The 14,074-nt window shown below is 29.0% G+C and carries 15 protein-coding genes; 2 read left to right on the forward strand and 13 right to left on the reverse strand.

The features are described from left to right. Positions 1 to 22 precede the first annotated feature (22 nt). The 4 genes from SPD90_RS11900 to SPD90_RS11915 all read right to left on the reverse strand — a co-directional run bounded on the left by SPD90_RS11900 (position 23) and on the right by SPD90_RS11915 (position 5,029). Positions 23 to 1,384 carry an MATE family efflux transporter gene (locus SPD90_RS11900; RefSeq protein ID WP_320925371.1) on the reverse strand — a complete coding sequence of 454 codons (1,362 nt, stop codon included), beginning with the start codon at positions 1,382 to 1,384 and terminating at the stop codon, positions 23 to 25. 139 nt (positions 1,385 to 1,523) lie between these two features. Then, entirely contained in the window at positions 1,524 to 3,620 is a 2,097-nt protein-coding gene (locus SPD90_RS11905) for a DEAD/DEAH box helicase (protein ID WP_320925372.1), read from the reverse strand. 108 nt (positions 3,621 to 3,728) lie between these two features. Next, positions 3,729 to 4,676: a radical SAM protein gene (locus SPD90_RS11910; protein WP_320925373.1), complete on the reverse strand. Its 948-nt coding sequence runs from the start codon at positions 4,674 to 4,676 to the stop codon at positions 3,729 to 3,731. Between the two features lie 104 nt (positions 4,677 to 4,780). Beyond that, the gene (locus tag SPD90_RS11915; RefSeq protein ID WP_320627318.1) at positions 4,781 to 5,029 is read right to left on the reverse strand and encodes a hypothetical protein; all 249 of its coding nucleotides are present in this window, start codon (positions 5,027 to 5,029) and stop codon (positions 4,781 to 4,783) included. 234 nt (positions 5,030 to 5,263) lie between these two features. Here SPD90_RS11915 and SPD90_RS11920 point away from each other — a divergent pair, with 234 nt between their 5' ends. Then, on the forward strand, positions 5,264 to 6,535 hold the full coding sequence (locus tag SPD90_RS11920; protein WP_320925374.1) for an ArsB/NhaD family transporter: 1,272 nt from the start codon (positions 5,264 to 5,266) through the stop codon (positions 6,533 to 6,535). A 32-nt stretch (positions 6,536 to 6,567) separates the two neighbouring features. Next, positions 6,568 to 7,059, forward strand: coding sequence for a hypothetical protein (locus SPD90_RS11925; protein WP_320925375.1), 492 nt, complete (start codon positions 6,568 to 6,570; stop codon positions 7,057 to 7,059). A 68-nt stretch (positions 7,060 to 7,127) separates the two neighbouring features. Here the strand turns inward: SPD90_RS11925 and SPD90_RS11930 are convergent, their stop codons facing one another. The 9 genes from SPD90_RS11930 to SPD90_RS11970 all read right to left on the reverse strand — a co-directional run. After that, entirely contained in the window at positions 7,128 to 7,316 is a 189-nt protein-coding gene (locus SPD90_RS11930; protein WP_320925376.1) for a hypothetical protein, read from the reverse strand. A gap of 13 nt (positions 7,317 to 7,329) precedes the next feature. Next, complete coding sequence (locus SPD90_RS11935; RefSeq protein WP_320624385.1) at positions 7,330 to 8,196, reverse strand: cation diffusion facilitator family transporter; 867 nt, start codon at positions 8,194 to 8,196, stop codon at positions 7,330 to 7,332. A gap of 125 nt (positions 8,197 to 8,321) precedes the next feature. After that, on the reverse strand, positions 8,322 to 9,191 hold the full coding sequence (locus tag SPD90_RS11940; protein ID WP_320925377.1) for an NAD(P)/FAD-dependent oxidoreductase: 870 nt from the start codon (positions 9,189 to 9,191) through the stop codon (positions 8,322 to 8,324). Positions 9,192 to 9,205: 14 nt separating this feature from the next. After that, the gene (trxA, locus tag SPD90_RS11945; protein WP_442908904.1) at positions 9,206 to 9,547 is read right to left on the reverse strand and encodes a thioredoxin; all 342 of its coding nucleotides are present in this window, start codon (positions 9,545 to 9,547) and stop codon (positions 9,206 to 9,208) included. Positions 9,548 to 9,607: 60 nt separating this feature from the next. Beyond that, complete coding sequence (locus tag SPD90_RS11950) at positions 9,608 to 10,867, reverse strand: sensor histidine kinase (protein WP_320624383.1); 1,260 nt, start codon at positions 10,865 to 10,867, stop codon at positions 9,608 to 9,610. Next, positions 10,857 to 11,528 carry a response regulator transcription factor gene (locus SPD90_RS11955; protein ID WP_320624382.1) on the reverse strand — a complete coding sequence of 224 codons (672 nt, stop codon included), beginning with the start codon at positions 11,526 to 11,528 and terminating at the stop codon, positions 10,857 to 10,859. Before SPD90_RS11955 ends, SPD90_RS11950 begins: the two co-directional genes overlap by 11 nt. A gap of 87 nt (positions 11,529 to 11,615) precedes the next feature. Beyond that, positions 11,616 to 12,149, reverse strand: a complete 534-nt coding sequence (locus SPD90_RS11960; RefSeq protein ID WP_320624381.1) for a DNA-binding protein — start codon at positions 12,147 to 12,149, stop codon at positions 11,616 to 11,618. A 144-nt stretch (positions 12,150 to 12,293) separates the two neighbouring features. Beyond that, positions 12,294 to 13,487 carry a pentapeptide repeat-containing protein gene (locus SPD90_RS11965; RefSeq protein ID WP_320925378.1) on the reverse strand — a complete coding sequence of 398 codons (1,194 nt, stop codon included), beginning with the start codon at positions 13,485 to 13,487 and terminating at the stop codon, positions 12,294 to 12,296. Between the two features lie 242 nt (positions 13,488 to 13,729). Further along, positions 13,730 to 14,074 (reverse strand): Na+/H+ antiporter NhaC family protein (locus SPD90_RS11970; protein ID WP_320925379.1); only part of this gene is annotated, 345 nt, incomplete at its 5' end.

Consider the following 14,074-nt stretch of genomic DNA (forward strand, 5'->3'; position numbering starts at 1 on the left):
TAACCAATGAAGACTTTTTAATTTATGCCGCTATTTCGCTGCAAAATTCTCTTTTGTAAAATCTAAAAAATAAAGTTCCTGTTATAACACCTGCAGTTACATCCGAAATAGGTTCTGCCATAAGTACAGCCATCAATCCACTTTTTAAAACCACAGGCAATATGAATATAAGTGGAACTAATAAAATCATCTTTCTAAGCAATGCCAAAAATAGTGAAATCTTAGCTTGTCCCAAGGCGATAAAAGTCTGTTGACATGCTATTTGAACTCCAAACACAGGTATACCTATAAAGTAAATTCTCATACACCATGAAGTTATTTCAATTAACTCTTTGTTACCGTTGAATATATTTACAAAGAAGCTTGGGAATATTACAATCAACGCAACTATTGTAGCTGCAAAAGTTACACAGCAAATAAATAACAATTTAAAAGCTGATTTTACTCTATCGTAATCTTTAGCGCCGTAATTGTAGCTTATAATAGGCTGTGCTCCTTGAACTAGACCACTAAGCGGCATAGTTATAAATTGCATCATACTAGTCATTATTGTCATAGCGCTGACAGCTAAATCTCCACCATATCTCGCTAATTGATTATTAAGACATATTAAAACTACACTTTCAGTAGCTTGCATTATAAAAGGCGATACACCTAGAGATAATACTGATTTAACTACTTTAATGTCTAATTTTAAGTATTCCTTTTTTACTTTAAGTATAGTCTTCTTTCCGAATAAAAATCTAAGTACAAATATAGCTGATATAAACTGCGAAATTATAGTCGCAAGAGCTGCACCCTTTACGCCTAGATTTAATCCAAAAATAAATATTGGGTCTAAAATTATATTTAAAGCAGCTCCTATTATAACAGTTATCATACCTATTTTAGCAAATCCCTGAGTATTTATAAAAGAATTCATACTAATAACTATTTCCACAAAAACAGTACCTATAAGATATATTGATAAATAATCTGCTGCATATTGATAAGTGGCATCGCTTGCTCCAAATGCATATATAATAGGTCCCTTAAATATATAACATATAATAGTTAAAACTAAACCTATTAAAATACACATCGTAAAACTGTTGCTTAAAATTTTATTTGCGCCTTCATTGTCCTTTTCTCCCATTTTTATAGCGGCTACTGGTGCACCACCAAAGCCTACAAGTGCGCTAAAAGCTGTGATCAATACCACTATAGGAGTTACTATACCAATTCCTGCCATAGCTAACTGCCCGTTTACCATTCTACCTATAAATATTCTATCTACTATGTTGTAAAGTAGGTTTACAAGTTGAGCTATTATAGATGGTATTGCCAATTGAAATAATAATTTTCCTATTTTACCTGTCCCTAAATCATTATTTTTTTGTTCCATAATCATGTCTCCTTTTCATTTTATATACTAAATCTATATCAAAAAACTGCCAGTATTTTTTATTTCCAAAAAATGACAATAAGATATCTTATAATAAAATGATCGATAAGTCAATAAGAAAATTTTTATTATTTGTCTTTTAATCCATATTTTCAAATAAATCTATAATTTCTTCTCTAGATAATTTTTTTATGGACTCGTTATTTTCTAAATTTGTGTTTATTACATCGTCTGCTAATTCTTTTTTGTATTCCTTGATTGCGACGACTTTTTCTTCAACCGTTCCTTTAGAGATTAGCTTTATGACATCGACTATATTTTTTTGACCTATTCTATGAGCTCTATCACTTGCTTGGTCTTCTACTGCTGGGTTAAACCAAGGGTCAAAATGTATTACCATAGACGCGCTAGTTAAGTTTAATCCGGTTCCTCCAGCTTTTAATGAGATTAAAAATACTTTTTTAGATTCGTCCTCATTAAAATCCTCTACCAGTTCAAGTCGTCTCTTTGCATCTGTCTTTCCATCTAAGTAGCTAAAGCTTATATTTTCTTTTTTTAATCTATCTGATATCACCCCAAGTATTTTTGTAAATTGAGAAAATACTAGTATCTTTCTATTTTTGCTAGATTGTATAATTTTTACTAGCATCTCCAGCTTTGAATTTTTTCCTCTGTAGTTTTTTACTACTACCTCTGGAGATATGCTCAGCATTCTAAGCTTTGTGAGGTTTGCAAACAACGTCATATTATCTGCACCATTCTCTACAATTTGTCTTTTCAATAAACTTACGAAAGCTTTATACACTTTTTTATGTTCTTTATCTAATTCTACATAGAATTTCTGTTCTATCTTATCTGGTAGCTCGTCTATTACATCTTTTTTTCTCCTTCTCAGGATAAAAGGCTTTATCATATTTTTTAATGCTTCTATATTTTTATCGTCGTTTACAAATATTTTTTCAAATTTGTCCTTTGTATATAAATATCCTGGCATTACAAAGTCGAATATAGACCAAAGCTCCAATAGATTATTTTCAATTGGAGTTCCTGTAAGTGCAAATTTAGACTTTGCTTTTATTTTTTTTATTGATTTTGTAGTATCTGAGTTTGGATTTTTTATGTTTTGAGCTTCGTCTATTACAAGGTAGTCAAACTCCAAATTTTCGTATTGTTTTATATCATTTTTATAAGTACCGTAAGTAGTCAAAATCACGTCGTAGTCTTCTCTATTTTCTAGAATTTTTTTCCTCTTTTCTCTGTCTCCATATACAAGTGCTACTTTTATATTTGGAGTAAACCTTTCAAATTCACTTTTCCAGTTGTAAATTAAAGCTGTAGGAGTTACGACCATGCTCTTTTTATTTTGCTCAGACAATAAAAAAACCAAGGTTTGGACTGTCTTTCCGAGACCCATTTCGTCCGCCAATATACCTCCAAAGCCGTAATTTGCTAGAGTTTTCAAAAATTCAAATCCTTCTACTTGATAATCTCTAAGAGTTGCATTTAAATTATTTGGAATCTCCATATTTTTATTTAATTTATCGTATTTTTTGATTACATTGTCCACGTATTTTTTCCCACTTACAAAATTCAAATCCTCCAACATACTATCTAAAAATATAGATTTATTATTTGGTATTTTTATTTTTTCTAAATCCGCGTATAAATCTAGAACATCTATCAGCTTAAATATTTTCTCCAAATCATTATCTCGTAAATCTAAATAGCTTCCATCTGGCATCAGGTGGTATTTATAATTTTCCTTATACGACTTAAATATCTTGTAGTACTCGCTTTTGTCTATTCCCTCTATATCTAAGTCAGCTCCTAGATTTGAATTTCTAGATTGACTTATATTAAATTTGACAACAGGGTTTATTACTACATCTTTTTTAGATAAGGTCTTTTTATTTTTATTTTTCAAATGCTCCAAGCCCTTTAAAACTATCGCCACCATATGAGGACAAATTTTGTTCTCTAGATTTGGTGTAAATGCATTTTGACAGTCACAGCTTGCATTTGAGATAACTCTAGTATTTAAATTTATACTTATCATAGCAGTATATGTTTTTCTATGATGCTCGTCGTATACGCTTCCATAAAAAGTCGCCGTAGAATCCTTTAAACTTGCGTAATTATTACTTACATAATTGTTTTTGTAAAATACAAACCCACTATTGTACTTGACTCTCTGCGTGTTTATTCTAAGTATTTCTCCGATTTTAGAAATTTCCATATCTTCACCTCTTCCTTCCTTTTATTTTAACTATCTTTATCTTAAATATTATATATTTCTAACATTAAAAAAGAGCACTCAAATGCCCTTTTTATATTATACAAAAAATTATATCTCGTTTATATTTCTATTAGTAATACTATTCTTTATTTCATCGAAATCCTTAGGCTTATAAGGTATAATATCCTTCATGAATTCCGAAAAAGTAATAGGCTTATTCAAAAGCGGTAGTATATCGTATTCTTTATCTGAATAAGTGCAAAGTCTCAACTTTCCATCGTAGCTAATCAATATCTTATTGCATATCCAACAATTTGGATCATTAAATACAGAAACTACTCCTATTCTTCCTTTAGATCCATCTAATTTATAATAATTTCTACAAATCTTATCATTTGATAAAATTTTAGTAACACCTTCTACATTGTCTATTATATTTACGACATTTAAATAACCTGCTTCAAATAAGCTTTTCATCGCCCCAACCTTCATCAGTTCAAAAAATCTCAAAGTTATAGGAAAATTTTTGGCAAATTCTATAAAATCATATAGTTCATCATCGTTAAAGCCTTTTATAACCAAGGTATCTATATTAGTCTCAATTCCTAGTTTAAGTGCAGTATTAAATGATTTCAACACATCACATAAGCTTCCATTTCTAGTAATAGAATTATATCTATATTCCTTTAAGGAATTAATAGCTATATTTACCTTGTCTAATCCAGCACGCTTTAAATCTGCTGCCTCCTTATAAAAATCAATCCCATTTGTAGTAAGCATTATATTTTCTATACCGCAATTATTTTTAGCAAAGTAAATTAATTCACATAAATTAGAATCTAAAAGAGACTCTCCCCCTGTAAATTCTATATTTTTTATACCCAATTTAGCCATCGATTTTATTATAAATTTATAATCATCAGTTCTCAAAAATTTATTTATACTTTTATCAAAAAAATCTGTATTCTGTCCCGTACAATAGACACATCTTAAATTACATTTATTAGTCAAAGAGATCTTTAAATAATCTATATCTCTATTAAATCCATCCTTCATCTATTCAACCTCAATATCGTTTTTTTATTATTATATCATAAATACTTATTAATTTAAATTTGCAAAAAATCCATTCTCTATTTTATAGTGAATGGATCTTCAACTTATCTTTTTTTACTTTTTTTCTTCTTTTTATTTTTTGGAATATTATTGTTTTTAGTTTCAACCTCTTGTTCATATCCTGGAGGTGGTGTCTTTTTATATATAGTCTTAAAGCAATTAAAGGCTATTCCAAGTGCAAATGCTGCTGGTAACAATAATACTGGAACCTTTTTTACAAAAATTATACAAACTACAAATATAGCAAACCCTATTAAACTAAAAATCACATTCATTCTCTGCCATCTTTCCATCTAGCTTACCTCCTTGCTGTATAAATATTTTATTCGATAAAAAATTCAAAATTCCTTCAAGCGCTCAAACAAAATATATATATTATTAAAATAATATTTTATTTAATCAAACGTTATCATGTATTTTTATGTTAACTTTTTGTTAAGTTTAGCTTTTTTTATAGATATTTTTATAAAAAAGGACTATTATCTTTAAATAGTTTAATTATATTATGGAAATTGGAGGAAACAAACATGAACACACAACAAATAATCGCTATTGCTATTTTTGCTATTGTCATGTTATTGATAATCAGTGAAAAAATAGACAGAACTGTTGTAGCTTTGTCTGGTGCTGCTTTGATGTTCGTATTTAAAATACTTACATTTGAAGAAGGTATCAGCCATATCGACTTTAATACATTATTTGTATTAATTGGAATGATGATTGTCGTTTCAATTGTAAAAAAATCTGGATTATTTGAATACGTCGCTATATTGACAGCAAAGATTTCTAAAGGAGATCCCTCTAAAATCATGGTTTACTTTATGATAATAACAGCGTTTTTATCTGCTGTATTAGATAACGTAACTACTGTTTTGTTAATAGGACCTATGACACTTGTAATTAGTGACATTCTTTCAATAAATCCTATTCCTTTTTTAATCACACAGATTTTGGCATCAAACATCGGTGGTACTTCTACATTAATAGGTGACCCACCTAATATTATGATAGGTAGTGCGGCTGGATTGAGCTTTGGTGATTTTATAGTTAATTTAGGACCAATAATAGTAATAATACTAGCTATTGTAATAGTTATTTTTAAAATTTTTTACAGAAAACAACTCGTTAAAAGCGAGGAATCAGAAAAATTAATCGCCAATTTAGATGAAAAAAAGGCAATACAAGATAAAACTCTATTAGTAAAAAGCATACTTGTGCTTATTATGATATTAATTGGCTTTATGTCTCATAGCAAATTAGGTATTGAATCCTCTGTAGTAGCTTTAAGTGGGGCATGCATATTGCTATTAATAGGTAAACAAGATCCTCATGAAATAATATACAGCGTAGAATGGCCTACAATTGCGTTTTTCGCTGGACTATTCATAATAGTAGGAGGACTTTCTAATACTGGTGTAATTTCTATGCTTGCAAACTTATTAATTACAGAAACTCATGGAAATGTTGTCTTAACTATGTTCTTAATATTATGGATTTCTGCAATAGTTTCATCATTCTTAGATAATATACCTTTTGTTGCAACGCTTATACCATTAATTCTTACTATGCAAACTCAAGGTATGGACGTTATGCCTTTATGGTGGGCAACTTCTCTAGGAGCATGTCTTGGAGGAAATGGAACTTTAATAGGTGCTTCTGCAAATGTAGTTTTAGCTAGTGTAGGTCAAAAACATGGCTATCCTATAACATTTATAGATTATTTAAAAATAGGATTCCCTATAATGATTTTAACAATAATTATATCATCAGCTTACTTACTAATAAAATTTGCTATATAATTATATAATAATTAACTTTTTAATAAAAGGTGGTGTTTGTCTTGTCAATTGACAGAATTGATTCAGTAAAGGGAGATTCAATAGAAATACTATTGAGACAGCTTGGTGCAGATAAAATCCAAAAAGTAAAAGGTGATTTATACTTTATAAAGTTCATGTTAGATGACGACCTTGAGGTTATGTATACATACAATATAAATGCTAAAAACAAGTATTTTTTGCAAAGAATTATGCCTTATCCACTACCTCAAGGAGCTTTTTCAAATGAAATCAAACTCGTTGATTTTATAAAAAAAGACATCAAAAAATTTAAGGAAGGTTTAAAAAGTAAATACTTTGATGATTACTTAGAAACTACTGCCCATGCGTATAAATTTATACAACAGCTTGATGATTTTTATTTAAATTACCATGTTGAAGAAGATAGCTTGGCTAGTGATTCTTTAAGTCAAATAAGTACTACAATAGACAATTTAAACAAGAGATTGGAAAGTTTAATAAATCATTCTAAAAAAATTGATTAAAATATCTATTCAATTGCATTATAAAAAAATAGTAGGAAATATGTAATTTCCTACTATTTTTTTATTTATTAATTATCGTCATCGTCTTGATCATCTTGATCATCATCTTGGTCGTCTTGATCATCTTGGTCGTCTTGGTCATCTTGGTCATCAACATCATCTTGGTCATCATCAGAAGTTGATTCTATAACAGTGTTGTTATTGTCATCATCTTTATCATCATCACTTGTACATGCAACCATTCCAAAACACAACATAAATGCTAAAATATTATGCTTTGTAATACGGTTCCATATGAATTATCACTTGTATATTTTGATTTATTTTATCTTGTATTTGCCTTTCTATATTGTGTTCTAATTTATGTGAGGCTTCTACTGTCATATTTGGCTCTACCATAATATGCATATCTACATAGATATCACTTTCACTTCCCCTACTCCTTATATTATGAATTTCTTTTATTTCTTCAAAATCACTAACTGCTTCTTTTAGCTCTTTTTCTTCAATCATAGCTCTATCTACTAATATATCGATTGTAAATTTAAAAATCTTAAATGCAGCATACAATATAAATGACGCTACTGCAAATGAAACTATCTTATCTATAATTATCGGCGCTCCTGATTTTATAAGCACTAATGTAATTAGAACGCCGATGGATATAAATATATCACTTTTCGTATGGAGTGAATCAGATATCAATATATAGCTATTTAATTTTTTGCCGGCTTTGTATTCATATCTAGATACAATCACATTGATAACGAGCGTAATCACTAATACTATAAAGCTTTCCACTGTCAAATTTAAGCTTTGGCTTGTGTTTATTTGTAAAATCGACTCTATTATGATTTTTCCTGCTATAAAAAGTAGCATAATTCCTATAAATAAACTCGACAGCACTTCAAACTTTTTATGCCCATATGGATGCTCCTTATCACATGGCTTAGATGATATCATAACTCCTATAATCCCTATAATATTAGATGCACTATCTGATAAAGAATGCAACCCATCAGCAGATACACTGTAGCTACCGATGTAATTTCCAATTATTATTTTTAAAAAAGCTACTAATAAATTGACTATCAATATAGCCATCAATATATTTTTTACTTTTTTATATTCATTCATAATTTGCCCCTTAAAATACAATTATTATAATTTTGCTCTAATATTATTATATTAATCATACTTTAAATTGTTTCTAATTAAACAAACAAAAAAAGGATACAATCTCTGTATCCTTTATATCGTATTTATTTAGAGTTTTCAGCTAAATAGTCAACTGCACTTAAAGCTGCAGTAAGACCTTGGCCAGCGGCTTTGATGTAAGAATAAGGTCTCCCTACACAGTCGCCACAAGCAAATAATCCGGCTAAGTTAGTCTTCATATCTACATCTACTTTTATGTGTTTATCATTCATCTCTAATCCTGGAACTAAATTTTTAGGTGACATACTGTCTTTTATTATAAATACTCCATCTACCTTCAATGATTGATCCTCGAAATTTAATTCATTTACAAGCATTTCACCCTTTATTTCTGTAGGCTTTTTACTTATTATTTCGATATCTTTATCTACAGAATCTAAATCGTTTTTTAAAGTATTTCTCATAGGAATAAAATACGTCTTTGAGGCTATTTCATTTAGAAAATTAGCTTCGTGTATAGATTCCTTATTATATCCAAGAACACATACGTTTTTATCTCTGTAAAGAGGAGCATCGCAAGTTGCGCAATAGCTTACACCTCTTCCTAAGAATTCTTCTTCTCCATTTATTGATTTACTGCTATCTGTACCTATAGCAATTATAACTGTAGTCGCCTCAAACATTTCACTTCCACTCATCAAAGCGAAGTAATCTCCCATAGCATATACATTTGTTATTTTATGCTCATCTATTTCTATATTCATAGAATCTATATGATTTTGAAAATTTTCCTTGAGATTTTGACCTGTTATATTGTAAAGCCCTAAATAATTATCTACAACTGGAGCCTTTTCAATTTTACTGCTTAAATTTCTATTTCCAAATATTATAAAGTTTTTATTTCTTATTTTTGCATTTACAGCGGCGCTAAGTCCAGCTGGACCGCTGCCAATTATAGCTATGTCGTATCTCATAGTGTATCACCTTTTTATAAGTGAGCTTCTACTTTGCTCTTTATCGCTTCCTTAGGCATAAATCCCATCAATGTATCTACTTCTTGACCATCTTTAAATATTTTCATAGTTGGAACTGATACTATTCTAAATTTTTGAGCTAAATCCATGCTTTGATCTATATCTACTTTTACGAAATTTACATCTTCAAGCTCTTCGTTTAATTCTTCAAATACTGGAGCTAGCATCTTGCAAGGTCCACACCAAGTTGCGAAAAAGTCTACAACTACTACTCCTTCTTTTATTGTATCGTTAAATTCGATTGAATTGATTATTTTTGCCATTTTTTCGTCCTCCTGATTTTTATTTGTATTTATCTATTAACAATTATACCCATATTTTTTATATAAAAACACATTTTATCATGTTAATTTTTACTAATCTACGTCTATAGGTATAATTATTTCAAACTTAGTCCATTTACCGTATTCTGAATCTACAGTCAACTTGTATTTTAAGCTCTCAGAAAGTACCTTTGCTATAGAAAGACCTATTCCAGAACCATCTATATCTTTATTTCTGACATTTTCACTTCTAAAGAATCTATCGAATAAGTGTGGGATTTCTTCTTTTTTAATTCCAATTCCATTGTCCTCGATTATTATATAAATATTTTCCTCCTTTTCCTTTAGAGAAATTTTTATATAATCTTCCTCTTCAGTGTATTTAAATGCGTTGTCTATGAAAATTATAAGCAATTGTCGAAGTTTATTTTTATCACTTTCTATATTTTTATGCTTTAATTGAGAAGAAATCTTCAGCGTTTTATTTTGAATTAAAGCTATATCGAAAAAGTCGTCACATAAATCCTCGACTAACTTTTCTAAATCAAGCTCTTCCTTTTCAACTAAATCTACATAGTCCTCCTTAGTAAGTGTCAACAAGTCATTTATCATCTTTTTAAGCCTTCTAGCCTCATTCATCGCATCAGCAATGCCTTCGATCTCATCACTTATTGTATTATTTGGGTGCTTTAAAAGTCCCTCTAATTTTGAAAATACTATTGTGATAGGTGTTCTTAATTCATGCGATGCATCCTGAATGAATTTCGCTTGATTATTCCAAGTCGTCTCTATTGGTTTTAAAGCATTTCTAGTCAAGTAAAGAGCTATGAAATAAGTTAAAATACAGAATATAACTACAGCGCGAATCATAGTAAAAAGCAACTGCTTTCTAGAGCTTAATTCGCTGTTTATTTCTCTCATTATTTTTATATGGTAATCGCCATATGTATAGTTACAAACTCTGAAATTGTAATCTCCTTTTTTATAAGAGTAAAATCCATTTTTTTCATCCTTCTGTTGATCATTCGGTCCTTCATCCCCAAAATATGGATTGCTATTTGGATTTATTAAATCATTATCTACATATATATACACCATATTTTTAGGATCTTTTAATTTTAAACCTTCTATCTCCAAACCGTATAAAAGACCGTATCTACTATCTAATTTATGTAATTGACCGACTATAGATTCAAGTTCATTTTCCATCTCTCTATTTATATTAGCGTTGTTAGTATAGCTAAAATATATGTATGTAAAAATGCATAGTAAAATCAAAAAACCTGAAACTACGAGCATATTTATTCTAATTAATTTTTTCTGAGTCTTTTCAAGAACTTCTTTACTTATCATCGAACATATAACCTACTTTTCTCTTTGTTTTTATGTATTTATCATAGCCGTATTTACTTAATTTTTTTCTCAAATGACTTATGTAAACTTCAACAATTTCTATTGTAACATCTGAATCTATACCCCAAACTCTATCGTAAATTTGTTCCTTTAACAATATAGTTCCTTTATTTAAAAGCAAGTACTCCAATAGATTAAATTGCTTATTTTGAAGCTCTATTTCTTCATCCTTTATAAATACTCTTCTTTTATTTAAATCTAGATGCAAATCTTTAAAATCTATAGTATTTCTAGCCTGCATCTTTCCATTTGTTCTTAAAATAGCGTATATTCTAGCTACTAATTCCTCCATATAAAAAGGCTTTGTAAGATAATCATTAGCACCTATTTCAAATGCCTTTACCTTATCATTTAAAGATTCCTTTGCAGTCAATATTAAAACTGGCGTGTCTATAAATTTATCCCTCATAGACTTCAATATCTCTATTCCTGATAAATTCGGCAGCATCAAATCTAAAACTATCAAATCGTATATATTTTGCTCTATCATATACAGCGCTTCTTCTCCATCGCTGCAAGATTCTGTCTCGAAATGATTATTTAATTCATCTATAATGCTTTTTAATAATTTTATATTGTCCTCTACTACTAAAACTTTCATATATACCTCCTGATGATTTTTATACATTTTAAACAAAATTAAGCCTCTATAGAATATAGAAGCTTAATATATCTAAATAAAATTTATTTAAAGTAAATCATTATGCACTTTCATGAAATCACTTAAAGCTTGAGTCACTATTGTCTTTCTATCGTATCCTGAATTACTACATAGACGTAGAAAATCCTCCCAAACTCCTTTGTCTACTTTCAAGCTTACATTCTTATCTTCTGTAGGCTCAAAATCTATTGCTATATCCTTTTTATTTTTCTTTCTCTTTAATGATTTAAAATCTCTTACTGATAAATACCAGTCGTAAACCTCACATAGCTTATCTAAATCCTCTTGAGTTATATTTATTTTTTTATCTTTTTTAGGCTTAGTGGATTTATTTTTAGAAGGTGGCTTTTCTACTGTCGCAATAATATCAGTTTCTTTAAACTTTACCTGCTCAAAGCTATTATTTTTTACGTATTTACCCTTTATACTTTTATATCCACTTTTATTTAAATCTTTTCTAAGTGTTTGTGGTTTTACACCCAATGTGGAAGCTATTTCCTCCAAGGAGATACCTTTTTCTTGTAATTTTAAAAATTCGTCTACTCTTTCATTAGAATCCATTGTATTCCTCCGCCTGTAATATCTTTTTTAACATTGTATCATAAAACCACGATATTTACACTTTTCTTTAAATCGTTATTTTTAACTACTTTTATAATATCATCAATACCTTTATTAATCCTTAACTTTAGATATTGATTTGAATTATCTTATAATTTTTCTTATCAAAGTACCTGTACCAATTCCTGTCATAATGACACCTATAAGCATTTCTATATCTGCCCAAAAATACGAAGACAATGCAGCAATACTATTTTCCCCACCAACTCCTGTAAATAAGCTCACACTTAAAAAAAACGCCTCTTTAAAATCTCTATAAAGCTTATCTATAGATAAAAATTCTAGTGTTTGTAAATTACTGTATTGTACTAATTGTTCATGTATCTCTATACCAAATATTAAATACAAAAAAGCAAATAGAAATATTATAAATAAACTCGTATAAATACTGTAAATCGGTCTTTCACCATATCCACATGAAAACCAATATAAATAAGATTCTAGCTTTGGCAAAAACCCCAAAGTCTTATGTTCCTCTTTTTTAGCTAGATAATAGTACTCTCCAAAATTGCTGTTCAAATTATTTTGCTTGTATTTATCGGCTATATTTTGATATACAGTATATATCCCTTCATACTCGTCTCTATCTTTTTTTCTCTCGATTAACTTATCAAAAAAAGTCTTCTCGTCAAAAGTAGTCATATACTTATCATTAAATTTGAAATTATTTATATAACATTTACAAGTTTTAAATTTTTGAAAATCTGAGTCACATACTTCTATATCGTGTAAATCGCACTTTGTCACGATCACAGCCTGCATATTGCTTAGCTCAAAGCTAGTATTTTTTAGGATAGAATTTTCAAATATAGAATAAGATAAGTCGCAGCCTTTAAATTTAGCGTATATTTTACACTCCTCAAATGTAGCTGAAAAATTATCTTTTATATTTAAAGAAGGTGTCTTTATCGAATCAGACTTAGTAAAAGTGCAATTTTCAAATACGACACCACCGCTTTCAAACATACATCTATTAAAATTGCATCCTATAAACGAACAGTCTACAAATTTAATATTTTGAAATTTACAGTTATAAAAATTGACACAGACAAAATTTTTGCCTACTTCCAATCTAAAATCTATTTCATCTAAAATCTTATCACTACCTATTATTTTATTTTTTATATTTTTAAAGCTGAACTCGTCAAATGGACTGTACTCCCTAACTAAATTGTGATCCTTGATGATTTTTTTTCTAATATTTATATTGTTGTTCTTTCTATTTGCTAATTGCTTAGATAATTTATAATTCTCTTCTTTAAAATTTATATAAGGCATAATAATACGCTATACAGCACTCCTTTCTTTATTATTTCTTTATTATTATTGCCTGTATAATTTTTTTTATAATAAGAAAATCTTCATCCTAAAGATCCATAATGTAGATTTTCTTGAAACACATGTACGGAAATTATATTTATCCACAATTTAAAAATGAATATAATTTCCTATGTGTTATAAAAAAACTGCTGCATGAAAGTTCACACAACAGTTTTGATTTATTTTATCTTTTAAAATTTCTATTCTTGATCTATTTCTACGCTCTTACCTAATATTTGAACTCCTACAAATACAGCCACCAATGCTAAAGGTAAAACTACATATACAGGTAATCCAAATCCAGCTGGTATATACCCAAATACTATAGTTATAGCTGCTATAAATAGTGAATATGGTATTTGTGTTCTAACGTGTTCTATATGGTCGCATCCTGCACCCATTGAAGATAGTATAGTTGTATCTGATATTGGTGAGCAGTGGTCTCCAAATATTGCACCTGTTAAAACAGCACTTGTTGAAACTATTACATAGCTCATATCTGGATTTATAGAATATGCTAGAGGTATTGCAAGTGGCATAAGGAT

It is taken from the genome of Intestinibacter sp., from assembly GCF_034113885.1.
Classification (GTDB): Bacteria; Bacillota; Clostridia; order Peptostreptococcales; family Peptostreptococcaceae; genus Intestinibacter.